Annotated in this window: 21 protein-coding genes; 7 read left to right on the top strand and 14 right to left on the bottom strand. The window is 75.4% G+C overall.

Annotated features, from left to right (window positions below; genetic code table 11):
• The first annotated feature begins 1 nt into the window (after position 1).
• Complete coding sequence (locus ACFYXC_RS21345) at positions 2-781, top strand: IclR family transcriptional regulator (protein ID WP_389553641.1); 780 nt, start codon at positions 2-4, stop codon at positions 779-781.
• Positions 778-1,728: an ornithine cyclodeaminase family protein gene (locus ACFYXC_RS21350; RefSeq protein WP_389553642.1), complete on the top strand. Its 951-nt coding sequence runs from the start codon at positions 778-780 to the stop codon at positions 1,726-1,728. Before ACFYXC_RS21345 ends, ACFYXC_RS21350 begins: the two co-directional genes overlap by 4 nt.
• A 55-nt stretch (positions 1,729-1,783) precedes the next feature.
• Here ACFYXC_RS21350 and ACFYXC_RS21355 read toward each other — a convergent pair whose 3' ends face one another.
• The gene (locus tag ACFYXC_RS21355; protein WP_389553643.1) at positions 1,784-4,678 is read right to left on the bottom strand and encodes a LuxR C-terminal-related transcriptional regulator; all 2,895 of its coding nucleotides are present in this window, start codon (positions 4,676-4,678) and stop codon (positions 1,784-1,786) included.
• 296 nt (positions 4,679-4,974) lie between these two features.
• On the bottom strand, positions 4,975-5,937 hold the full coding sequence (locus ACFYXC_RS21360) for an alpha/beta hydrolase family protein (RefSeq protein WP_389553644.1): 963 nt from the start codon (positions 5,935-5,937) through the stop codon (positions 4,975-4,977).
• Positions 5,938-6,216: 279 nt separating this feature from the next.
• On the opposite strand from ACFYXC_RS21360, the gene ACFYXC_RS21365 reads away from it, so the two are divergent.
• Complete coding sequence (locus ACFYXC_RS21365; protein WP_388906224.1) at positions 6,217-6,702, top strand: hypothetical protein; 486 nt, start codon at positions 6,217-6,219, stop codon at positions 6,700-6,702.
• Here ACFYXC_RS21365 and ACFYXC_RS21370 read toward each other — a convergent pair.
• The 8 genes from ACFYXC_RS21370 to ACFYXC_RS21405 form a co-directional block, all read right to left on the bottom strand.
• On the bottom strand, positions 6,668-7,312 hold the full coding sequence (locus ACFYXC_RS21370) for a dihydrofolate reductase family protein (RefSeq protein ID WP_388906222.1): 645 nt from the start codon (positions 7,310-7,312) through the stop codon (positions 6,668-6,670). The genes ACFYXC_RS21365 and ACFYXC_RS21370 overlap by 35 nt on opposite strands.
• Positions 7,309-7,785: an SRPBCC domain-containing protein gene (locus ACFYXC_RS21375; protein WP_388906220.1), complete on the bottom strand. Its 477-nt coding sequence runs from the start codon at positions 7,783-7,785 to the stop codon at positions 7,309-7,311. The genes ACFYXC_RS21370 and ACFYXC_RS21375 overlap by 4 nt, the downstream gene beginning before the upstream one ends.
• Positions 7,782-8,120, bottom strand: a complete 339-nt coding sequence (locus ACFYXC_RS21380; protein ID WP_388906217.1) for an ArsR/SmtB family transcription factor — start codon at positions 8,118-8,120, stop codon at positions 7,782-7,784. The genes ACFYXC_RS21375 and ACFYXC_RS21380 overlap by 4 nt, the downstream gene beginning before the upstream one ends.
• 142 nt (positions 8,121-8,262) lie before the next feature.
• Complete coding sequence (locus ACFYXC_RS21385; RefSeq protein ID WP_389553645.1) at positions 8,263-9,243, bottom strand: YihY/virulence factor BrkB family protein; 981 nt, start codon at positions 9,241-9,243, stop codon at positions 8,263-8,265.
• Complete coding sequence (locus ACFYXC_RS21390) at positions 9,233-9,814, bottom strand: hypothetical protein (RefSeq protein ID WP_389553646.1); 582 nt, start codon at positions 9,812-9,814, stop codon at positions 9,233-9,235. The genes ACFYXC_RS21385 and ACFYXC_RS21390 overlap by 11 nt, the downstream gene beginning before the upstream one ends.
• Complete coding sequence (locus tag ACFYXC_RS21395) at positions 9,814-10,851, bottom strand: DUF6286 domain-containing Asp23/Gls24 family envelope stress response protein (RefSeq protein ID WP_389553647.1); 1,038 nt, start codon at positions 10,849-10,851, stop codon at positions 9,814-9,816. Before ACFYXC_RS21395 ends, ACFYXC_RS21390 begins: the two co-directional genes overlap by 1 nt.
• Positions 10,848-11,033, bottom strand: coding sequence for a hypothetical protein (locus ACFYXC_RS21400; RefSeq protein ID WP_388906459.1), 186 nt, complete (start codon positions 11,031-11,033; stop codon positions 10,848-10,850). Before ACFYXC_RS21400 ends, ACFYXC_RS21395 begins: the two co-directional genes overlap by 4 nt.
• 127 nt (positions 11,034-11,160) lie before the next feature.
• Entirely contained in the window at positions 11,161-11,664 is a 504-nt protein-coding gene (locus tag ACFYXC_RS21405; protein ID WP_388906208.1) for an Asp23/Gls24 family envelope stress response protein, read from the bottom strand.
• A gap of 283 nt (positions 11,665-11,947) precedes the next feature.
• Here ACFYXC_RS21405 and ACFYXC_RS21410 point away from each other — a divergent pair, with 283 nt between their 5' ends.
• The 3 genes from ACFYXC_RS21410 to ACFYXC_RS21420 are packed head-to-tail and all read left to right on the top strand — an operon-like array spanning position 11,948 to position 13,598.
• Entirely contained in the window at positions 11,948-12,532 is a 585-nt protein-coding gene (locus ACFYXC_RS21410; protein WP_389553648.1) for an RNA polymerase sigma factor, read from the top strand.
• Entirely contained in the window at positions 12,529-13,242 is a 714-nt protein-coding gene (locus tag ACFYXC_RS21415; RefSeq protein WP_389553649.1) for an Asp23/Gls24 family envelope stress response protein, read from the top strand. Before ACFYXC_RS21410 ends, ACFYXC_RS21415 begins: the two co-directional genes overlap by 4 nt.
• A complete protein-coding gene (locus ACFYXC_RS21420; protein ID WP_389553650.1) occupies positions 13,239-13,598 on the top strand; it encodes a hypothetical protein in 360 nt (119 codons plus the stop codon). The genes ACFYXC_RS21415 and ACFYXC_RS21420 overlap by 4 nt, the downstream gene beginning before the upstream one ends.
• 63 nt (positions 13,599-13,661) lie before the next feature.
• Here the strand turns inward: ACFYXC_RS21420 and ACFYXC_RS21425 are convergent, their stop codons facing one another.
• From ACFYXC_RS21425 to ACFYXC_RS21440, 4 genes are all read right to left on the bottom strand, one after another.
• Entirely contained in the window at positions 13,662-14,420 is a 759-nt protein-coding gene (locus ACFYXC_RS21425) for a VOC family protein (protein WP_389553651.1), read from the bottom strand.
• 156 nt (positions 14,421-14,576) lie between these two features.
• Positions 14,577-15,524: an ABC transporter ATP-binding protein gene (locus tag ACFYXC_RS21430; protein ID WP_389553652.1), complete on the bottom strand. Its 948-nt coding sequence runs from the start codon at positions 15,522-15,524 to the stop codon at positions 14,577-14,579.
• The gene (locus ACFYXC_RS21435) at positions 15,517-18,429 is read right to left on the bottom strand and encodes an FtsX-like permease family protein (RefSeq protein WP_389553653.1); all 2,913 of its coding nucleotides are present in this window, start codon (positions 18,427-18,429) and stop codon (positions 15,517-15,519) included. The genes ACFYXC_RS21430 and ACFYXC_RS21435 overlap by 8 nt, the downstream gene beginning before the upstream one ends.
• Positions 18,426-21,662, bottom strand: coding sequence for an FtsX-like permease family protein (locus tag ACFYXC_RS21440; protein ID WP_389553654.1), 3,237 nt, complete (start codon positions 21,660-21,662; stop codon positions 18,426-18,428). The genes ACFYXC_RS21435 and ACFYXC_RS21440 overlap by 4 nt, the downstream gene beginning before the upstream one ends.
• Before the next feature lie 165 nt (positions 21,663-21,827).
• On the opposite strand from ACFYXC_RS21440, the gene ACFYXC_RS21445 reads away from it, so the two are divergent.
• Entirely contained in the window at positions 21,828-22,235 is a 408-nt protein-coding gene (locus ACFYXC_RS21445) for a YciI family protein (RefSeq protein WP_388906194.1), read from the top strand.
• Positions 22,236-22,241: the final 6 nt, after the last annotated feature.

A 22,241-nucleotide genomic window follows, 5' to 3' on the forward strand; every position in this document is an offset into this window, starting at 1 on the left:
CGTGACCGAAGCGCCCCGCACCGCGGTGGACAAGGCCCTGGACCTGGTCGAGGCCGTGGCCCGGTCACCGCATCCGCCGCGCCTCACCGACCTGGCCGAGGAGGTCGGGCTGCACCGGGCCACCGCGTACCGCGTCCTCCTCGATCTCGTACGCCGCGGGTGGGTGCTGCGCGCCGGTGACCGCTATCTGCCGGGCACGGCGGTGCTCCGGCTCTCGTCGGCCGCGGCCGGCAGGTCGCTGGCGGCCGTCGCGCGGCCGGTCCTCACGGAGCTGTCCGCGCGCACCGGCATGATGGTCAACCTCCAGGTCCTGGAGGACGACCGGTCCCGGGTGATCGACGCCGTACGGCCCGAACGGCTGGCGATGATCACGGACCTGGTGGGTGAGGGACTGCCGGTGCACCGGTTCGCGGGGCCCCTCGCCCTCGTCGCGGCGCTCGCCCCCGCCGCCCGCGCCCCTTATCTCCGGCCCGCCGAGGCGGCCGGTCATCCGCTGGAGGGTCCCGACGGGCTGCTGGCCGGCATCGAGCGCGCCGAGCGGACGGGATTCGCCGTCGAGAACGGCCGCAGCGATCAGCCCGTCGCCTCGATCGGCCGTGCCGTCGTGCCGGCAGCGGGCACGCCCGTCTGCGCCGTGACGCTCGTCGGCCTGGACGCCGAGTTCACCCCCGCCCGGCTTCCCGAACTGCGCGGGCAGCTGCGCGAGGCCACCGACACACTGCACCGGCTGCTCACCTCCCCCGGCGCACCCGCCGCCCGGCGGACGGACCGGCCGGCGTGAGTGACGTCCTCGTTCTCGACCGCGCCAAGACCCGCGCGGCGCTCGACCCGCACCGGGTCATGGACGCCGTGGCGCACGCGCTGATCGCCGTCAGCCGCGGCGAGACCTCCGCGCCGCCGCGCGTCGCCGCCCGCGCCCCGGGCGGGCTGCTCGGCGTCATGCCCGGTTACGTCCCCGGACTCGGACTCGCGGCCAAACTGGTCTCGGTGTTCGCGGACCCGGTCCACGCCGGGCGCGGCACCCACCGCGGCATCGTCGCCCTCTTCGACCCCGAGGACGGGCGCCCGCTGGCTCTCCTCGACGCCGAGTCCCTCACGGCGGTCCGTACCGCGGCGGCGGCCACGCACAGTGCCCGCGCCCTGGCCGTGCCCCGCCCCGGCCGCGTCGCCGTCCTCGGCTCCGGGGCCCAGGCGCGGGCCCAGCTCACGCTGCTCGCACTCCTGGATCCGACGACACCGGTCGCCGTGGCGGGACGCGACGCACGACGCGTCGGCGAGGCCGCCGCCCTGCACCCGGCCGCCGTGTCCGCGCCGAGTGCGGAGGCGGCCGTACGCGGAGCAGACGTGGTGTTCTGCTGCACCGGTGCCGTCCGCCCGGTGATCAGCCGGAGCTGGCTCGCCCCCGGCGCCCACGTCAGCTCGGTGGGCGGCTCCCACGGCCCCGAGGTGGACACCGGCACCGTCCGGGACGCCGCCCTCTTCGCGGAGTGGCCCGGCGCCCGGGCCGCCGAACCACCCGCCGGCGCACACGAGTTGCAGGACCTGCCCGGGGAACGGACCGTCACCCTCCTCGGTTCCGTCCTCTCCGGCGACCACCCCGGCCGCCGCGACGGGACCGGCCTGACCCTGTTCAAGTCCACCGGCCACGCCGCCCTGGACGTGGCGGCGGCGCACGTCGCCCACGCGGTCGCCGTGAGCGCCGGATGGGGCACGGTCGTCGACCTGTGAAAGGACTTCCGGTCAAGGCCGCAGGCCGCAGGCCGCAGCGAATGGTGCCGGAGCATCAGTGGGGCCGGCCGGACCGGCTTCCGTGCGTACCGCTGTTCTCCGTCTGCTCCACCATGCGTGACAGCTCCACCCGCGAGCGCACCCCCAGCACGGCGAAGATCCTGCGCAGGTGGTAGTCGACCGTGCGGGTGCTGACGGCCAGGCGCAGGGCCACCTCCCGGTTCGTGGCGCCCTCGGCCACACACCGGGCGATCCGCAGCTGCTGTGGGGTGAGGCCGTCCAGCGCTCCGGCCCTCGCCTCGGCCGGAGCCGCCCCGTTCGCCCGCAGTTCGGCGTGCGCCTGTCCCGCCCAGATTCCGGCGCCGCAGCGCTCGAAGGCGACCAGCGCGTCCCGCAGGCAGGCGCGGGCCTCGCGCAGTCTGCGCCGCCTGCGCAGCCACTTCCCGTACAGCAGCCGGGTACGCGCCTGCTCGAAGTCGCCGCCCGCCCGCGCGTGCAGGGAGAGCGCGTCCTCGTACAGTTCGTCGGCCCGGTCCGCGTCGGCCACCAGAGCCCGGCAGCGGGCGAGTTGCGCGGGCGCCTGCGTGTCGGCGCCGAAGTGCGCCCACTGGGCGAACTCCTCGACGACGGCCCGTGCGTCGTCCCGCTGCCCGGCCAGCGCCGCGGCCTCCACATAGCAGGGCATGGCCAGCATCCGTACGGCGAAGTGCCCGCCGTCCGGGCCCGGGCGGACCAGCGGACCGAGCCGGGCGGCCGCCTCGAAGGGACGGCCGCGGCCCAGTTCGGCGCGGCCCGACGCCCACTCGGCGAGTGTCGCGGCCTGCAGCAGTCCGTGGCGCCGCGCGGTCGCCAGTGCGGCGGCCGCGTGGTGCGTGACCCGCGCCGGCTCGTCCGCTATCGACGCCGCCAGGGCCAGCACGGCGTGATGGTGGGCCGCCACGTTGCTCTGCCCGTACAGGTGCGCGGTACGCAGTCCCTCTTCTGCATGCGTCCGGGCCCTCCCGTGCTGCCCCGTCCGCAGCTCCGCGTACGCCAGCAGCTCCAGCGCCCGCGGCACGGACGCCTCGGGTCCCCGGGACCGGGCTGCGGCGAGCGTCCGGGCGCCGATCCGGCAGGCGGCGGGCACGTCCCCCAGGAGGAGGGCCGCCGCGCCCGACCACAGCAGCCGCTCCGGGCCGTCCTCCTCCCAGGCGTGCTCGACCACGCGGCGCAGCCACGGGATCGCCCTGCCGAAGTCCCGTTCCAGCATCGCCCGCATGCCGTACAGGTAGTCGCGCGGCGGGCCCGGCTCCTTGCCGGGCGCCTCCGTCGGCGGGACACCCTGACGCGTGACGGGGGCGCGGGCGGCGGCGAGGACGGGCGCCCGCTCCGCGACCGGCCGGACGAACACGGCCGTACGGTCCGCCGCGGTCAGAGCCCGCAGACAGGCGACGACATCGCCGGTGGCCCAGGCGGCCTCCGCGGCGGCGAGACCGGCGAGCAGGGCGCGTTCCGGATCGTCGGCGGCGAGCAGGGACCGGGCCAGCAGCAGCGCCTCACCGGCGTCGGCGGCGGGCCCGTCGCGCAGCGCCAGGATTCCCCGCACCCACGCGGCGCGGCCCCGGACTGCGGCGGGAAGGGCGCCGTCGCCGGCCCGGTCGAGCAGTCGGCGGGCCGCCCGCGCGCGGCCCGCGAGCAGCGACTGCTCGGCCGCCGCGGTCAGCCGCTCCGCCCGTTCGCACCCGTCCGCCGTCAGCTCCGCGGCCCGCGCGTACGCCGCTGCACGCTGTCTTCGGGAGGCCGCGACGTACGGGTCGCCCGCGGTGGCGGACAGCCGGTCCGCCGTCGGCGGGTCGTGCCCGGCGATCGACCACGCCCGGTGGAGCAGCGCGGGCAGCCCGTACCCCTGGCTCTCCAGGACGGCGCCGAGCGCGCGGTGGGCGGCACGCCGCCGGTCGGGGCGGGCGCAGACACGCGCGGCCCTGCGGACCAGGGAACTGGTGAAGCGGAAGCGGCCGTCGGCCAGTACGAGCACGCCCGGAATCCGGTCCGGGGCGAGCACGGTGGGGGCGCGTCCGAGGCGCCCGGCCGCTGCGCGGACCAGTTCGGCGTCGGCGCCCGCGCCCTCGGGGTCGTGTTCGTGGGCGGCCGCGACCAGCAGGAGGAGGTCGCCCGCGTCGGCGGGGAACTCCGCCAGCAGCGGGCCGGCCACCTCCCGCAGTGTCTCGGCGTCGGCCGGCGGGCGGGGCAGCCGGCGCTCCCCGGACAGTTCGGCGGGCGACAGCCGGGCCACCATCGCGCGCAGCAGGGCCGGGTTGCCCCGGGACTCCTCCAGCAGTTCCCTGCGTACGGCCGGGTCGACGGGCACGCGCGCCGTGGCGTCGAGGAGCGCGTCCTCGGCCGAGGCGGACAGCGGTGCGAGCGCGAGGACGGGCAGCGCGGCGAAGTCGGGGTCGGCCGCGTGGTGCCCGGCGACCGTGAGGAGCAGTCGCACCGGTCCTGTCGCGTGCAGCCGCCGGGCGGCGAAGCCCAGCGCGGCCCGCGACGGGGCGTCCCACAGGTGTGCGTCGTCGACGCACACCAGCAGGGGTTCGCCCGCGGCGGTGGCGGTCAGCAGGTGGAGCAGCCCTTCGGGTGTCGTCCCGGTGTCCGCGGCGCCGGGGGGCCGTCCTCCCGGCAGGCCCGCCGCGGCGCACCGCAGGGCGTGCACCCCGCTGAACGGCACGGCGGACTCCGCGCGGCTGCCCCGCACCCGCAGCACGGGTCCGACGGTGTAGGAGCGGGCCGCCCATTCGGTCAGCGCGGTACGGCCCAGACCCGGGTCCCCGGTCAGCACGAGCACCGGGGCGCCTGCACCGGCCCTGTCCGACAGGGCGGTCAGCGCCGCGAGTTCCGTGCTGCGACCGTGCAGTGCGAGGTGCGGTGGGGGAACCGGTTCGAGAGACTGGCGCTCGTTCGTCCGTCCGGTCATCCCTGTGACGTTACTGGCGGGTGTCGGGGAACGGAAGCAGTGCGTCCGTCGCCGCCCGCCGGCCGCTCCACCGCTCCCACCTGCACCGCGACCGCCCCGGCGGGGTGCATCCGTGTGTGCCTGCCCAGCGGTGCCACCGCAGTTCTGTGCGCACGCACAGCGCCGGTGGGTGGCCGCGTTCCCCACGCGACCACCCACCGGCTGCTCCGGGTCGTACCGACTGTCATGCCGACGTGTCGTACCGCTGTGTCAAACCGGCAGGTGTCCCGTCGTGGGTGCCGTCAGATGTGCCGGCGTCACGAACGGTGGGGGCAGTTGCCCCGGTACTCCTCGATGGTCAGGCTCGGCCGCGGCAGCGGGCAGAGGAACTGCTCGTAGCGGGTGTCGTTGTCCACGAACCGCTTGAGCCAGGAGATGCTGTACTTCGCGATCGTCGTGTCGGACGAGTTCGGCGTGAAGTGCGACGCGTTGTTGAGCTCCAGGTATGCCTTGTCGGTGGACGACGGAAGGCTTCCGTAGAACGGCTCCGAGTGCGAGGAGACCGGCGCGATCGTGTCGCCGTCCGCCCCGAAGATCAGCGTGGGGGTGCTGACCTCGGGCCAGGACTTGTCGGTGTTCCAGGGCGTCAGCGGGATCGCCGCCTGGAGCGACGGACGGGACTTGGCGGCCTCCAGGCTGCCGCCGCCGCCCATCGAGTGCCCGGCCACCGCGAGGCGGCTGCTGTCGATCCGGCTGCGTACACTGCTGCGCTCGGTGAGGTAGTCCAGCGCGGCGAGCAGCTGCCGGCCGCGCGAGTCGGGCTGGTCCAGGGTCGTGTTCGTGTCGATGGTGAAGACGACGAATCCCTGGGAGGCCAGCCGCGCGCCCAGCCACGAGATCGAGGACTGGGTGCCGGTGTATCCCGGCGAGATCGCCACGGCGCCGAACGTCCCGTCGGCGGTGCTCGTCGGGTAGTAGACGGTGCCGCCGCCGAAACCGGTGACCGACAGCGACGAGACGGTCGTCTGGGACACGCTGTACGAGCCGCGCACCGCCTCGATGCTCGACGTGGTGGGGGCGGGGCCGCGCTCGTAGGGGTTCTCCGCGGCATGCGCCCCGGGGGTCGCCAGGGAGCTGAGGCCCACGACGGCGGCGAGCGCCGCGACGGCGCCGGTGATCCGCTTCGCGGCCCACCCGCCACTGCGGTGCGACCGGCCGTCGGTGAGGGCGGGCGGGACCGCACCGGGGGCGAACGGGCTGTTCTGCGAGTGCTGCTGCACGACGAAGTCGTCCTCTCGGTCGTGACGAACCGTCGGGCCGGGCGCGGCACACACGGTGTGCTCGGTGTGCGGGGGGGATCCGCGTGGCACGTCCGGAAGCTCTGCCGACGGCGCCGACCGGTGGCCGGCTGTGCCACTGTCCGGGCGCGGAGGGGGTGCGGCCATCGGCAGAATCACCAGTCTTCGACGAACGCCGCCCGGGCCGCCCCGTGCGCCATCCGGGCTCCGGGTCCGCCGAACCGGCATATATCTGCGCCCGTCGCGGGCACCTGCCAGAGCATGAACCAACTGAACGACGGCCCCGACCGTTCCCACCAGCGCCCCCGTGGCGTCGACGACGTGACCGTGGAGGCGCTCGGCGCCCTGTCCAAGGCGCTGGAGACCACCGAACGGGCCAGGGGGCACCTGTACTCGTTCCACCAGCTGACCGGAACGGCCGACCTGGAACTGGACCGCGCGGTGGAGCTCCTGCGGAAGGCGGGCCACACCGCGTACGCCGACCGGGTCGAGAGGGAGATCCTGGGCCGCAACGTGATCCCCGGCCACTGGACGTTCCAGATCGTCGAGGCATACAACGAGACCTATTACCAGCCGTTCCGGGACCTGGAACGGAGCGCTCTGCACGGCCTGGTGGACGGACACGACCACCTCTACGAGGCGGAGATGAAGGAGGACCGCCGCACGAAGGGCCATCCCGACCACAGCGCCCGGCCCGACAGCCCGGGGCCCTCTACCGGCCCTGCTCCGTTCCGACGAAGTCGCTGACGCCCTGGTACGTGCCCACGGGCGCGCCGCCCGTCGTCTCGTACTCCAGGAGCAGCAGGCCGTTCGGCGTCGCCTCGTGGTGGAGCAGCCGGAGGCCGGACGGGGCGCCGGTGCCGGCCCAGAGGCGGCGGCCGCTGCCGAGCACCGTGGGCGCGACGACCAGGCGGACCGTGTCCAGCAGGCCCGCCCGCAGGAGGGCCTCGCCGAGACGGGCGCTGCCGTGGATCTGCAGTTCCCGTCCCGGCCGCTCCTTGAGCTCGGCGACGGTCCGGGCCGGGTCGCCCTTGAGCACGGTCGTGGGGTTCCAGTCCCCCTCGGTGAGGGTGTTCGACACGACGTACTTCGGGAGCGCGTTCATCCGTACGGTGAAGGGATCGGCCGGGTCGGTGATCCTCGGCCAGTCGCGTGCGAACGCCTGGTAGGTGCGCCGGCCGAGCAGCAGTCCGTCGGCGAGGTCGAGCCAGTCGGAGGCGCGCCGGACGAACGTCCCGTCGATGTGCGGGACGAGCCAGCCGCCGAGGGTGAACCCGTCGGTGGTGTCCTCGTCCGGTGAGCCGGGGCCCTGGCTCACCCCGTCGAGCGTGACGAACTGGGTGAGGCTGACCCTCATCGCGGGGCCGTGCTCTCGGCGAAGGCGGCCAGCTGGCCGGCGACCGTGCCCCAGCCGTCGGCGAAGCCGAGCTTGTCGTGGTGCGCGCGGGCTTCCGGGTCGCCGTGCCGCACGACCATGCGGTAGTCCGTGCCGTCCGGGTGATCGAGCAGCGTGATCGTCGCGGTCATCGCCACCGGGGCGGGCCGCGCGGGCCGCCAGGTGCTGTCGACCGCGTTGGTGAACACGATCCGTTCGAGTTCGTCGACGGCCAGGAAACAGGCGTCCATGTGGGGGACGAACACGGTTCCGTCGTCGCTGAGCCGCGTCACGAACGCCCCGCCGGGCCGCAGGTCCAGGTGGTCCACCCGGCAGTGCGTCGGAGCCGGGACCCACCACTTCGCGAGCCGGGACGGGTCGGTCCAGGCGCTCCACACGGTCGCGCGCGGGGCGCGGATGATCCGCTCCAGGCCGAGGTCGAGGTCGGGATTCACTGCTGGTTCTCCTCAGGGTCGGTGACGAACCGCTCCAGGCGGTCGGTGCGGTCCTCCCAGATCCGGCGCTGCTCGGCGAGCCAGTCCTCGACGAGGCCGAGGCGCTCGCGGTTGAGCACGCAGGTGCGCACCCGGCCGGACTTGACCGTGCGGATGAGCCCGTTCGTCTCGAGCGTGCGCACGTGCTTCATGAACGAGGGGAGGGTCATCGGGAACGCGCGGGCGAGCTCGCCGACGCTCGTGGGGCCGTGGCCGAGACGCCGGACCACGGCGCGCCGGGTCGGGTCGGCGAGCGCGACGAACACGCCGTCCAGTTGCGCCGAATACTGTGCCATGCGGCTAAGTATCAGGGTCCGCGATGGCTGACGCAAGCGCTGCGTGGCGCGCGGACAGGCCCGGACCGACGCGGACCGACGCGGACCGACGCGAAGCAAAGCGGCCCGACTCGAACCCGCGCGGACCGGCTCCGTCGTCTGCTTATGCCTCGACCTCGGCCTCCGCCTCCGCCTCCGCTTCGGCGCAGTCGTCCGGTCGCGGCTCGGCGGACTCGCCCTTCTTCTGGCCCAGTTCGTTCAGTTCGGCGGTGAACTGGGCTCCGGCGAGCAGCGCGAGGTTCGACAGCCACAGCCAGATGAGGAAGACCACCGCGCCCGCGAGGGACCCGTACAGCTTGCTGTAGGTGCCGAGCAGGGAGGCGTACAGGGCGAAGCCCGCGGAGACGGTGAGCCACAGGCCGGCCGCCAGGAGTCCGCCGGGCAGGCTGTGCTTGCGGCGGCGGGCCGACACGGGCCCGGTGTGGAAGACGATGACGACCAGCAGTGCCACCAGGGAGAGCAGGAGCGGCCAGCGCAGCAGGTTCCAGGTCCAGGCCGCCATGGCGTCCACGCCGAGGAGGTGACCGAAGGTCTCCGCGAGCGGTCCGGTCAGCAGCAGGACGAGGGCACTGACGAGGAGCAGTCCGAGGAGGGCGAACGCGGTGAGCAGGATGCGGGGCGCCGTGTGCCACGGGGAACGGCAGTCGGGCACATGGTGCATGCGGTGCAGGGCGCGGCGGAAGACGGCGAGGTAGCTGGAGGCGGACCACAGGGCGCTCACGGTGCCGCCGCACAGCAGGGTCCAGGCGGCCGAGCCGTCGCGCAGCATCCGTGACAGCACGTCGCGCAGCTGGGTGCCGGACTGGTCGGGAGCGTAGGCGGTGACGTGGGCGATGAAGTCCTCGGCCGTGCCCGGGCTGATCAGGCTGAAGGCGATGACGGTCACGAGCAGGGAGGGCAGGACCGCCAGGATGGAGTAGTAGGTGAGGGCGGCCGCGTAGTCGGAGACGTCGTCCCGCCACATCGACACCGGCGTACGGCGCAGGGCGTTCGCCCAGGCCGCGGGGGCCCGGCGGGCCCGCCGGGCCGGGGGCAGCGCGTGCGGGCCGGGGCCCGGGAAGGCGGGGCTCGGTTCAGCGGACATGGGACCCACGGTGCGTGCGTGCGGAGAACCGGACGCGCGTGCGCACGTCGTACGGGCTGAGCGCGGTCTCTGTCCGGCCGGCCAGGTCGGCGAGGGCGGGGAGTACCGCGGCGGGGGTGGCGTCGGGCCGGAGCCAGACGTGCAGCGTCACGTTCAGGTGCCGATGCCGTGGGAGTACACGGGTGCGGCAGCGGACGACGCCGTCGATCGCGACGGCCTGCCGGGTCGCGGCGTCCTCCAGGGCCCGGGTCCGCAGGGTGCTTCCGGGCACCGGCAGCGGAATGGACGGACGTGCCCCGCCGCGCAGTTGGCGGACGCAGCACAGGGCGAACAGGGTGGTCGCGGCGATCGATCCCGCCACGACCGACGGCGTCCACCAGCGCGTCGTACGCAGCTCCGCGAGCCCGTCCCGGTCGACCAGCGCGGTGTGCGGTCCGGGGTCGGGCCACCAGGTGGGAAGGCCCGTGGCCCAGGACGCCGGCGTGACGGCCAGCCAGGTGCCGCCTGCCAGCAGGACGAGGCCCACCAGGCCGAGGGCGGCGCGGTGGGAGACCGTACGGGAGGGCTGCATCAGTCTCTCGCTTCCTTCAGGACCGCGTCGGGGGCCTCGGCCGGGTGCGGACGCAGCGCGTGCCCGCTCTCCACGTGTCCGCTCTCCGCGGCCGTCGCCCTGCCGGGGTCCGGGTCCCAGGCGGCCTCGGGCCGGACCCTGACCCGCAGCCGCGGTGCGCGGCGCAGCCCGCAGTCCTCCAGTGCCCGGCGGGCGGCGTGCCGCACCTCCTCGACCGCGACGGCGTGGTCACCGATGGCCAGGCCGGCCCGGACGGTGACACGGCGGCGGCGTGCCCGCACCCTCACCGGGCCGATGCCCCGCCCGGCGGCCACCGCGTCCCTGACGAGGGCGGCGACCGCCGCGCGGTCCAGGGCGGCCCGCAGGTGGGGGACGGGGGCGGTGACGGTGAGGAGTCCGCGGTGTCCCGGCGCGAGGGCGAGGGCGACCATCAGCAGACCGAGGACGGCGACCGCGGCCGCGCAGGCCGTGACCGCCGGATCGCCGGGTCCGTGCCGCGTCAGCCAGTCCAGCGTCCCGGTCCGCCAGGCGGCCGGCGGGCGGTCGGCGAGGTGCACCAGGATCAGATCGGCCGCCAGGGCGCCGCAGGCCACCGTGGCCGCGAGGACGAGCAGCAGTGTCGGTACCCGCCGCTGCGACCACCACCGCCGCGGTGTCCGCCGGTGGCCGGGCGTCCGGGGGTGCCCGTCCGGGCCGCCGTCCGCGCGGGAGTCGTCCGGCGGCGCGCTCTGCGCCGCGGCCGGGGCCGGGACCAGCGCGGTCACGTCGACGCGTGCCGAGGTGACGTCGAGGCCGGTCAGCCGGCCCGTGCGGGTGATGACGTGCCGCTGGACCCGGCGTACCGCCTCCGGCAGGGGCGCCGGGTAGGGCAGGGTCACGTCGACACTCACCTCCGCGCGGCGGCCGTGCACGCCCGCCGCGCCCTTCGTGGTTCCGGTGCCCGGACCCGGCACGGCCTCGGCGGCCGCCCGTTCGGCGATCCTGCGGACCGCCCGGTCCGAGACGGTCGTCGTGCCGCGCAGACCCGGTGCCGTCATCGACGGCTCCGCTCGTAGCCGTCGCGCAGATCCTGGACCCGGCCCCCGTTGTCGGACCAGTGGCCGACGGCCCACCCCAGGCCGCCCAGTGCGGCGACGAGCAGGAACGCCCCGAAGCCGCCGAAGAAACCGGCGAAGGCCAGCGCCATCCCTGCGATCATCCCGACGAAAGCTCTGGTCACGTCCACTTCCTGTCCTCTTGCACCGGCCGGCCGGTGGCCGGGCGTGGTCCCCGTGCGACGGGCCGCTCGCTCGTACGCGCCCCTGTGCCCTCTTGCTCCCGGGCGCGCGCTGCTCCCGGGCGCTCTCTCACTCCACGCGGGAGTCCGTCGTCGTTCCCCCGTCGTCCTCCTCGGGCAGATGCACGTCGTTGACCGTGACGTTCACCTCCACCACGTCCAGTCCGGTGATGCGCTCCACCGCCGCGATCACGTTCTCCCGCACGTCGCGGGCCACGTCCGTGATGGGGACGCCGTACTCCACGACCAGGTCGAGATCGATGGCCGTCTGCCGCTCGCCGACCTCGACCTTCACCCCGCGTCCGACGTTGGGCCGGCCGCCGCCCGGTACCCGGTCGCGTACGGCGCCGATGGTGCGCGACAGGCCGCCGCCCATGTCGTACACACCCGGGATCTCCCGGGCCGCGATGCCCGCCACCTTCACCACGACGACGTCGGCGATCGATGTCCGGCCGCGGTCCGGCGCCGGCTGGTCGGCTCCGGTGGCACCGCCGGACAACGCCGTCGTCTGCCCGGCGCTGTTGCTCTGCGCGACCGATACGTCCGTGCCGGTCGGTGCGGTCTGCGTGGTCATGGCATGTCCTTCTTCCTGTAACCGACGAGTCGCTCTCACTGCGACAGACCCGCCGCGGCCACGTCTGTGACGCGGATACCCGGAAAATCTCCGCTCACCTGCCGACGGCGCACCCGCCGACAGCCGTACGCCGCAGAGGTCGCGCACACCCCTGACGAAGAGGGCGGGCCCGTTCGGCATCCGCATCGGGCCCGGCTCCCGAAGTCCCGCGTAACAGAAGGCGGTACCGACGTGTCCAACCTCCGGGGCCGGACGATCGGAACCGGACGAGAGGAGCCACCCAGTGGCGGGGGCCCGCAGACAGAGCGCACCACCGGACGCCCGGGCCGGGACCGACGACGCCCTGCTGACGGTGCGGGCCGCGGAAGGGGACGAGGACGCCTTCGCGGTGCTCGTCCAGCGTCACGCCCCCTCGCTGATCCGGCTGGCCACGCGCCTGCTCGGCAGCAGGACGGAGGCGGAGGACGCCGTGCAGGACGCGTTCATCAGTGCCTGGCGGCGGCTCCCGGAGTTCCACAACCGGTCGTCCTTCGGCACCTGGATGTACCGGATCAGCACCAACCGCTGTCTCAACGTGCTGCGCTCCCGCAGGCCGGTGGCGCCCCTGGAGGCCGCGGGCGACGTACCGGCGCCCGAGTACGCGGCCTCCCCGGCCCGGATAGCCGAGGCGCGCGGCGCGGTGCGGGCGTTGCGGGAGGCGCTCGACCTGCTGTCCGCCGAACAGCGCGCCTGCTGGGTGCTCAGAGAGTTGGACGGTCAGTCCTACGAGTTCATCGCGGACGCGGTCGGCATCAGCCAGGAGGCTGTGCGCGCCCGCGTCTTCCGCGCACGACGCTGCCTGACACAAGCACTGGGGGCCTGGCGATGACCGCTCACACCGACCCGCCCGCCGCGGGCGCCCGCGGCGTCGCCGACGACCTCGACGAGCGGCTGCCGTGCGGCAGGCTGCTGTCCCGGGTCTGGGACGACTGGGAGCAGCAGACCTCCGCCGGTGCGGACAGTGCCACCGGTGCCGGCAGTGCCGCCGGTGCCGATCCGCACCTGCGGACCTGCCCGTACTGCCGGGAGTCCGTGCGCGGGCTCGACGGGCTGGAGTCCGCGGTGCGCGACCTGCGGGACGAGACGACGGACACCTCCGCCTACGACGCGACGTCGGTGACGGAGCGCGTCATGGACGTCGTACGCCTCGAACTGCGTCCCGGCCGTCCCCTGCCGCTGGGGGAACCCGCCGAGGACCTGTGGATCATGGAAGCGGTCGCCGCGCGCGCCCTGCGGGCCGCGGCCGAGACCGTGTCCGGCGTACGGGCCGGTTCCTGCCGCGTGCTTCCGCTGCGCACCTCCGACGCGGCCTATCCCACCGGCGGGCCGGTCGAGGTCCGCCTCGCCCTGCACGCCCCGGCCGGCGTCCCGTTGCCGGACCTCGCCGATCAGGTGCGCAGCCGGGTCCGGGAGGCCGCGGACCGCCTGCTGGGCATGGAACTGGCGGCGGTGGACATCCGCATCACCGACCTGACCGACGGCGGGATCGACAGCGCGAGCGACAGCACGACCGACAGCCAGGAAGGCCCGAGCCGATGATGCCCGACACCGCGCACTGGGCACTGACGGAGGAGATCGCCCGGACCGTGGAGAGCGTGCCGGGCGTGGCCTTCCTCAAGCCCGGACTCGCCGGCCGGCTGCGCTCCGCCCTCGGCCGACCGGTACCGCCGTCGCAGGAAAGCCGGGACCGGGTGCCGACAGCCGGGGTACGGCTGAGCCGGCCGGACGGTGCCGGGGGCCGGCACGTCGAGATCCACCTCGTCGCGCTGCGGCAGGCGCGGGCGGTGGACGTCGCCCGCGCCACCCGCCGCAGCGTCGAGGCGTACCTGGTCTCGCACTTCCCGGCGGAGACCGCACCGGTGCACGTCACCGTGACCGTCACCGGACAGGTCTGACGTCCTGCGCGACGGACCGGGGCAAGGACGTCGCGTCCGAGGGCGGGGCGGGCCCCGGCCCCGCTACCGGGATGTCAGTACGGAGAACTCGTTGCCGTCGGGGTCGGCCATCGCCGTCCGGCCGGGTTCGCGGCGGCCGACGCCGATGCCCGTCGCGTCCCTCCGCGTCGCGCCGAGGGAGAGCAACCGGTCGACCTCCGCCCGCGTCTCACTGTCGCCGGCGGGCGCGGAACCGTGGCCGGAGGGCGCCAGGTCGAAGCGGAGCCGGTCCCTGCCCGTCCTCGGCGCCAGCGGTGGACCGCCCCAGGTGATCTTCGGGCCGCCGTGCGGGGAGCGGATCGCGGTCTCCTGGTCCTGGTCCCAGACCAGCGGAAATCCCAGGGCCTTGCTCCAGAAGTACCCGACGTCCTGCGAACCGTCGCAGGCGAGCGCGCCGATGAACCCGCAGTCGGCGAGGAAGTTGTTGCCCGGCTCGATGACGCAGAACTCGTTGCCCTCGGGGTCGGCGAGCACCACATGGCCCTCTTCCGGGAGCTGGCCGACGTCGATGTGCCGGGCGCCCAGTTCCAGCGCCCTGGCCACCGTCCGCCGCTGGTTCTCCAGCGAGGTGCTCGTCAGGTCGAAGTGCATCCGGTTCTGGCCGGTCTTGCGCTCCTCGGTGGGGAGGAACCGAAGACGGAAGCCGGTGTCGTCACCGGGCAGGAGCGTGAGGCCGTCGCGTGGATCGTCGGTCAGCTCCCATCCCAGGAAGTCGGACCAGAACCGCGCCAGATCCAGCGGCCGGTTCGCGTCGAAACAGAGCGCGAACAGTTGACACCCCATGATTCCGCCCCTCCCCGAACCACCGGCCGACGGTTCTCGGCGGGACACCGGCGTCAGCCCTTCCGGCGGAGCCTAGGGGTGCACCGGCGCCACCCGCATCCGAGTTTCCCGGCGGCGGCAGGACAGGGCAGTCCTCGGACAGGTCGCCGCCGGCGGTCAGCGGCCGTCGTCGGTCCCGGCCGGCCGTGCGGTTCCGTCGGGCCACACCCCCACGTGGTCCGGCTCCGCCGTCAGGCGGACACGGCCGCGCAGACCGTAACGCTCCACGTGGTCACGCGGCAGCTGGAGGCGGCCCGCGCGGTCCAGGACGGTGTACTCCTCGGCGCCCGCGCCGCCGGGCCCGCGCAGTGTCTCCGTCGACGTACGGCCGTCGCGGATACGGACCGTGCGGCGGACCTGCCCGGAGACGAGGGGGTCGTGGGTGACGACCAGGACGGTGGCGCCGAGTTCCTCGTTGGCGCGGCGCAGCGCGGCGAAGACCTCCTCGCCGCTCGCGGTGTCCAGTTCGCCCGTGGGTTCGTCGGCGAGCAGGAGGCGTGGCGCGTTGGCCGTGGCGACCGCGACGGCGACGCGCTGCTGTTCGCCGCCGGAGAGCTCGGCGGGCCGCCGGTCGCGGCAGCCCGCCACACCGAGCACGTCGAGCAGTTCGGCGGCGCGTGCGGCGCGCTCGCGGCGCGGCACACGCACGTACTTCATCGGCAGTGCCACGTTCTCCAGGGCCGTCAGATGCGGCAGCAGGTTGCGGCCCGTCTGCTGCCACACGAAACCGACGGTGTGCCGGCGGTAGCCGAGCCGTTCGCGCCGTTTCATTGCGAGCAGGTCGTGCCCGGCGACGCGGGCGCGGCCCGCCGTGGGCAGGTCGAGCCCGGAGAGGATGGACAGCAGGGTCGACTTGCCCGAGCCGGAGGCGCCGACGAGCGCCATGCACTCCCCCTCCTCGACGACCAGGTCGAGACCTTGGAGCGCCTGCACCTCGACCTCGTCGGTGCGGTAGACGCGGACCAGGTTGTCGCAGACGACGAGCCCTTCGTCGGCGAGCGGTCGCCGGGCCTCGCGGGCCCGCTCCTCCAGCCGCCGCAGTTCGCTCCCGTGCGGGTCAGTCACCGTTCCTCCCCAGTCGCAGGACGGCGCCGAGCCCGCGGCGCCGTCCGATCCAGGTCTCGACGCCCACGGCCGCGACGACCAGCAGTCCCAGGCCGATGCCCAGGGCGGCGGTCAGCAGCAGGTCGGGGTGGGGCGTGGGGGCGGCGGGTCCGCCCGTGAACTCCCGCAGGTCCAGGGCGGGTCCGAGCAGCGCGGGCAGTGTCAGTCCGAGGGCGGTGCCGCCCGCCACGGCCGCCAGCACCATCGGCAGCAGCTGGAGCAGGTGCAGCCCCGACGTGGCCCGGTCGCCCAGGCCGAGCGTGCGCAGATAGGCGGTGGTGCGGCCGCGTGCCGGGGCGGACAGCAGCAGTTCGAGGACCAGCGTCAGCAGGGCGAGGAGCACGGCGAGCGCCGTGCAGGTGGTGTGCGCGGCGCGCAGGACGTCGATCATGCCGTCGGCCTCGGCGTCGGCCTGTTCCTCGGCGCGGATCCGCAGTTCTCCTACGCCGGTGTCGCCGGTGGCGCGCGGCACCAGGGACCGCAGCGTCCGCACGTCCAGGTGCGGGCCGTACAGCAGCAGGGAGGTGCCCTCGAAGTCGTTCGCCGCGATGGTGGTGAGGTGGCGGTTGTCGGTGAGCAGCAGGCGTTCCCGGGGTGGTGTCGTGCCGCGGACGGGGCCGAGCGCCGCATCGTGGATGACGTTCTCGGGGAGCCCGCCGACGACACGCAGGCGTAGTTTCCTGCCGTGCGAGGTGATGGTGAACACCTCGCCGGCGCGGGCCCCGGTGGCCAGGACCCGGATGTCCGTGCCGGGCCGTGCGGTGGAGTCGCCGATGCCGGCCGTGTCGAGGGCGCGCGCCGCCGGTGAGTCGGGCGCCGCCGTCCGCAGGCGCGCGCTGTCGACGCCGACGAGGCTCGCGATGCCGTACCGGCTGCCGGTGGTCGCGCTCGTCGGGTCGACGCGCAGCTGCCGGACGCCGACGGTCTCGCGCACGCCGCGTACCCGGCTCAGCCGCTCGGCGATGTCGGGACTGCGGGCCGCGCCCAGGTAGGAGGCGTCCGCGCCGACCTGCCAGGCGGCGGCCTCCCGGCGGCCCTCCGCCAGCGTCCCGGCCACCAGGCCGCCGAACACCGCTCCGGCCAGCGTCACCACGAGGACCAGCAGCGCGAGGGCGCGGGAGGGTGCCTCCTTCGCGGCCCGGGAGAGCGCGACGAGGGCCACGACGCCGCGCCGCCGCGCCGACCGGCGCGCCAGGACGCGTACGGGCAGGGGGTAGCAGCGGACCAGTACGGCGACGGCGGCCAGCCCCAGCAGCGCGGGCACCGCGGCGAGCAGCGGGTCGGGTCCCGCGTCGGCGGCCGTGCCCCGGCTCCGCAGCGCGAACACACCGGCCGCGGCGAGCAGCAGGACCGCCGCTTCGGCGACGAGGCGGCGGCCTCCGGCGTACGGGGCCGGGCCGTCGGGTCCGGTGCGGACCGCGCGTTCGCGCAGGGCGTGCCAGGTGAGGGCGGGGGTCAGCAGCCAGAGGAGGGCGGCGACCAGCAGCCCGTACCGGTACGCGGGTGCGGGGCCGGGCAGTGAGCGGGCGGCGGCGGTGCCCGCCACGAGCCCGAGGAGCGCGGCCGGTGCGGTCTGTGCCGCCCTCGTCAGCGCGAGACCGGTCGCGGAGGCGCCGCGGGCGCGCCGCAGCCGGTGGGCGTCGAGGCTGCGGCGTACCGCGAGCAGCGCGGTGGCGGCGGCGGCGAGCAGGCCGACGACGAGCAGTGAGGCGAGCGCGAAGGAGATCACGACGCTGCCCTGCCGCCACTGCCGGCCGAAGTCGGTGAGCGTGTCGGCCAGGTGCGAGCTGTCCCGGAGGGTGCCGGCGGGGTGCGGGCCGAGTTGGCAGTACATGCCGCCGTAGTCGGCGATGTCTCCGCAGAAGACGGTCCGTGCGTCGTCCGGGTAGGCGGTGAGCAGCCGGTGCAGTTCGCGCAGGCCCCGGTCGTCGGCGAACCGCGCGGCGGTACGGGCGTCGAGGTCCAGGCGCATCCCCCACGTGACCGTGAGCAGGGCGCCCGCCTGTGCCTGGAGGTCGGTGACGGTGCGGGGCGCGACGAGGGCGCGGGCCTCCCAGTCGATCCCGGAGGCGCTGCGGGGCGGGAGTTCCGAAGGGTTCGCGAGGAGGGGTTGTTCACGCCACAGCCGGTCGCCGCCGGCGGTGCCGGTGCGCCGGCCGGCGTCGCCCTCGGGGTCGGGTCCGGGATCGGGTCCGGGGGCGGGTCCGGGGGCGGCTTCGGCGTCGGCGCCGCCCGCGGTGAAGAAGCCGACGACGACACCGGTGGCCCGGACGTCCTCCAGCGCGCCCGGCCCGAGCGGAAGCCGCTGGCCGAGCCGCAGGTTCAGCACGTCGCGGGTGCGGGTGCTGACGGCGATCTCGACCCTGCCGTCGTCGCCCCCGCCGCTGCCCGCGCCGCGGTGCGGACCGGGCGGCCGGCCCTCGGCGTAGGCTCCGCGACCCGGCGCGTCGGAGGCGTACACCAGGCCGAGTCCCACGTCCCCGGCGGCCGTCGCGGTGGTGAGGAGCGGCAGGGCGACCCGGGTCGAGTCGTGGACGAGGCCGCCCTCCAGGGCGTCGGGCGCCGCGTTCTCGATCACGCCGGTGACCGGGAGCAGGTCCTCGGCCAGGTCGCTCGCCCAGGCGTCGGAGTCCGCACCGCCCGCCGGCTCGAACTGCGCGCTGAGCACGATCCCGGGCTCCGCCCGCTGCTCCTGCGCCAGCCGGGAGGCGAGCGCGCGTCCGGCGAGCCGGTCCATGAGCCCGGGGCCCGCGGCGGCGACCGCGGTGAGCAGCGCCACCAGGACGGCGAGGCAGACCAGCAGGGGGAGATCGGCACGTACCTCGCGCAGGGCGACGGGACGAAGTGCGCGCGAGGGCCGCCTCACCGGTCCTCCCCCGCTCGCAGTACCCGCGCCAGGTCGACGCGTCCCAGGAAGCGGGCGGCGGTCGTCACGACCGCGCAGACGACGAGCGTGGTCGCGCCCGCCGTGAGGGCGACGCGTGTCCAGGGCACGTCGGTGAGCAGTCCCGGATAGACCGGTCTGCCGGTGTCGTCGACCGTGACGACCGGCATGATCGTCGCGGCCAGGGCGGTGCCCAGGAGCGTGCCGAGGACCGCCGCCACCCCCGCGAGCACCAGCTGCTCGGTCCACAGGTACGCGGCGAGCTGTCCGCGGCGCACGCCGAGGGCCCGCAGCAACGCGAACTCCCCTGTCCTGGCCCGCGCCGAGAGCGCCGTGTGCAGCGTGAAGCCGAGGACGGCGAACGCCGGTGCGAGGACCAGACACAGTGTCAGCGCCCCGCGTGCGCCCTGCCGCAGGGGGTCGGCGGCCAGCCGGTCCCGCATCCGCGGCACGTCGACGGCCGTGCCGAGGCGGGGGTCGGCGCGGATTGCGCCCAGCGCCGCCGTCGCGTCCCCGCGGTCGGCCGCCACCCACCAGGCGGACTCGGCGGCGGGCAGGGTTCCGCCGGACACGAACTGGGCGGCCATGGCCCGGGAGTCGACGAGGAGCCGCGGCCGGTCGCGCTCGGCGCCCGGCACGGCATCGATCCTCCCCACGATCCTGAGACGGGCGGTGCCGCCCCCGGCACGCTGCAGCGTGACCGTGTCCCCCACCCGGGCCGCGCCGGAGGCCAGCAGCGTGCGGTCGGCGAGCGCGGGCGCGGCCGGGCGCCCCTTCGCGCGGTCGGTGCCGAGCCGCACACTCCATGTCGGGTACTTGCTCCCGGTGTCGGGTCCGCGCAGCACCGCGTCCAGGAGCGTGCCGGGTGCCGGGCGGTCGGAGCACAGCACGGGTCCCGGGGCGGCGCCGGGCGGCCTGCGCGGTGTCGCACCGGGGCACCCGGCGGTCTTCCGGTCGGGGGCGTCGGTGCGCAGGGGGCGCCAGGCGGCGGGCCGGGCGAGACCGGGCACGCGGTCGACGGAGAGGCGGTAGGTGCGTCGTACGGTCTCGCCGGTCATGGCGAGGCCGAGCTGGACGACACGGGCGCCTTCGGCGTCGACCGGTACCTTCAGGCGCACGGTACGGACCGCGCCGCCGGTGTCCTCCAGGACGACCTCGCTCGCGCCGGTCAGGCCGTCGGCGTCCACGAAGTGCACGGTGAGCGTGACCGGTACGGGAGTGCCGGGCCCGTCGGCGGACAGCCGCACCCGCAGGGGGAGTTCGCGCGCGGAGCCGCCGAGCGGCAGCCCGTACGCGGGAATGTTCCGGCCGAGCGGGGCGATGAGTTCGGCCACCGGCCGGTCGCCGAGGTCGGGGCGCAGGGCGGGGGCGGGGCCGCGTGCGGTGTTGATGCCGGTGACGGTCGTCCAGCTCTGGCCGAGGTATCCGTTCGCCTCCAGCACCGGGGTGACGGCGCCGGCGCCGGGCAGTGCGGCGTACGTGGCGCGCCGCTCGGCCGTGGGGAGCCGCCGACCGGGGTCGACGCGCAGGTCCGCCCCGACCTTGAAGACCGCCTGGTCGTGGTCGCCGCGGTCCAGGACGGCGAGTGCGGTGCTGCTGAGCGCGGCGACGGCCAGGGCGAGTGTCACCAGCAGCGCGGGACCGGCGTGCCGCGCCGCTCGCCGGGCGATCTGCCAGCCGCCCAGGGGCAGTACGAGTCCGGTGCCGCGCCGGGCGAGGGGGTCGGTGAGGCGGGCGGCCAGCGGCAGCGCCCGCAGCACGAGCAATGCCGCGGCGCAGGTCATCGCGACGGGCGCGAGCACCAGCACCGGATCGACCGCCCCGCCGGTCACCGGCGAGCGGTACTGCCTCAGTTGCAGCCAGCCGACCACCGCGACGGCGGCGAGCGCCACGTCGGCGCCGAGGCGCTGCGCCCCCGCGAACCGTCCCAGCCGCAGCCGCAGTCCGCGTACCGCGTGCCGGTCCCGTACCGTCCGTACGGTCGGCAGCAGCAGAGCGGTCCCGTGCACCGCGACGGCGAGCAGCGCGGCGGCCCAGCCCGCTGCCAGGGTCGCCGTCGTGGGGACGTCGCCGGGGATCAGTCCGGCTCCGTCGAGGAGGCGCAGCAGCGGTCCGGCGAGGAACGGTGCGGCCAGCCCGGCCGGCACCGCGACGGCCGCCCACTGCGCCGCCGTCGCCGCGGCGAGCCGCGGGGTCCCGGCGCCGCGTGCGGCGAGCAGCGCGAGTTCGGGCCGGCGGTGCTCGGCGAGCTGGCGCGCGGTGAGCACGAGGGCGGTGGCCGCGAGGGCGGCGAGCAGGGTCGCCGGGATGTAGAGGCCGGCGCGGGCCACGGCGATGGGGGTGGTCAGGTCGTCGAGTGCGTTGTCGAGCGTGGACCTGACGTCGAGCTCGGCCGTGGGGGGCGTCCCGCGGAAGACGGAGAGCGACACGTCGCTGCCGGCGAAGGCGTCGCTGCGTTGCCGCAGTGGCCCGATGTCGCCCAGCCGCAGACCGCCGGTGTCCGGCACGCCCAGCCACAGCGCGTCGGCGTCCCCGGCCAGGCCCGGGATCGCCGTCAGGGCCTGCCGCGGCACGAGCGCCATGGACTCGGTGGCCGAGAAGGTGGGGCTCAGGCTCGCCCAGACGGCCGGGCTGCGGCTGCCCGCCCGGTACAGCCCCGCCACCCGCATCCGGACCTGCCCGCCGCCGGTGGAGCGCACCCGCAGTTCGTCACCGGGCCGCACGGCGAGCTCCACGGCGAAGACGTCGGTCAGCGCGGTCTCGACGATTCCTCCGCCGCCCGTCCGGGGCCAGCGCCCCGTCACCAGGCCGGCGTGCCGGCGCGGGTCCTGGAGGGCGACGAGTGTGACGGGGGCGTCGTCACGCCGGCGGCCGTCCGCCTCGGTCACGCCGAGCGCGGCGGAACGGCCGGCCGGGACCCGTAACGCGGACCACGTGTGGTGCGGTACGCCACCGAAGGCGCGGTCGACGGCGGCGCGTACGAGGCGGTCGGTCTCGCCCGCGGCACGTGAGCGGTACGCGCCCGAGACCTCGACCACGGCTGCCGGGTCGCGGGCGAGCCGCCGCTGCGTCCCGCCCTCGACGGCCTTCTCGGTCAGCGCCGCGAGGGCCGCGAGCACGGTGGCGGCGAGCAGCACGGCCAGCCCGGCGGCCCCCAGCACCAGTCCGTGGTGCGCGGTCCCGCGCACTGCGGTGGGCGCACGTCTCCCGCTCAACTCGCCGGCCTCCCCCCGTACGGCGAGCCACAGTATGGGTCGGTGCGTCCGAGTCCCGCAATCGTCGGGACCGGCCCGCGCCACGATGTCGAGAACGCGTACCCCGCTCCGTCCCGGCAGTGAACGCGACCACAATGGGCCGCACCAGCACCGAGGAGAACCACCATGGCCAAGTACCTGCTCCTGAAGCACTACCGAGGCGCCCCGGCGGCGGTCAACGACGTGCCCATGGACCACTGGACGCCGGAGGAGATCTCGGCCCACGTGCAGTACATGCGCGACTTCGCGGACCGGCTGGAGGGGACCGGCGAGTTCGTCGACGGCCAGGCGCTCGCACCGGAGGGGACGTTCGTCAGGTACGACGGCGAGGGGCGCCCGCCGGTCACCGACGGCCCGTTCGCCGAGACCAAGGACCTCATCGCCGGCTGGATGGTGATCGACGTCGACAGTTACGAGCGCGCCCTCGAACTCGCCTCGGAACTGTCGGCCGCCCCGGGCGCGGGCGGCCGGCCGATCCACGAGTGGCTGGAGTTGCGTCCGTTCCTGACCGAGCCGCCCACCATCACGGAGTGACCTGAT

The organism is Streptomyces sp. NPDC002701, assembly GCF_042889045.1.
Classification (GTDB): domain Bacteria; phylum Actinomycetota; class Actinomycetes; order Streptomycetales; family Streptomycetaceae; genus Streptomyces.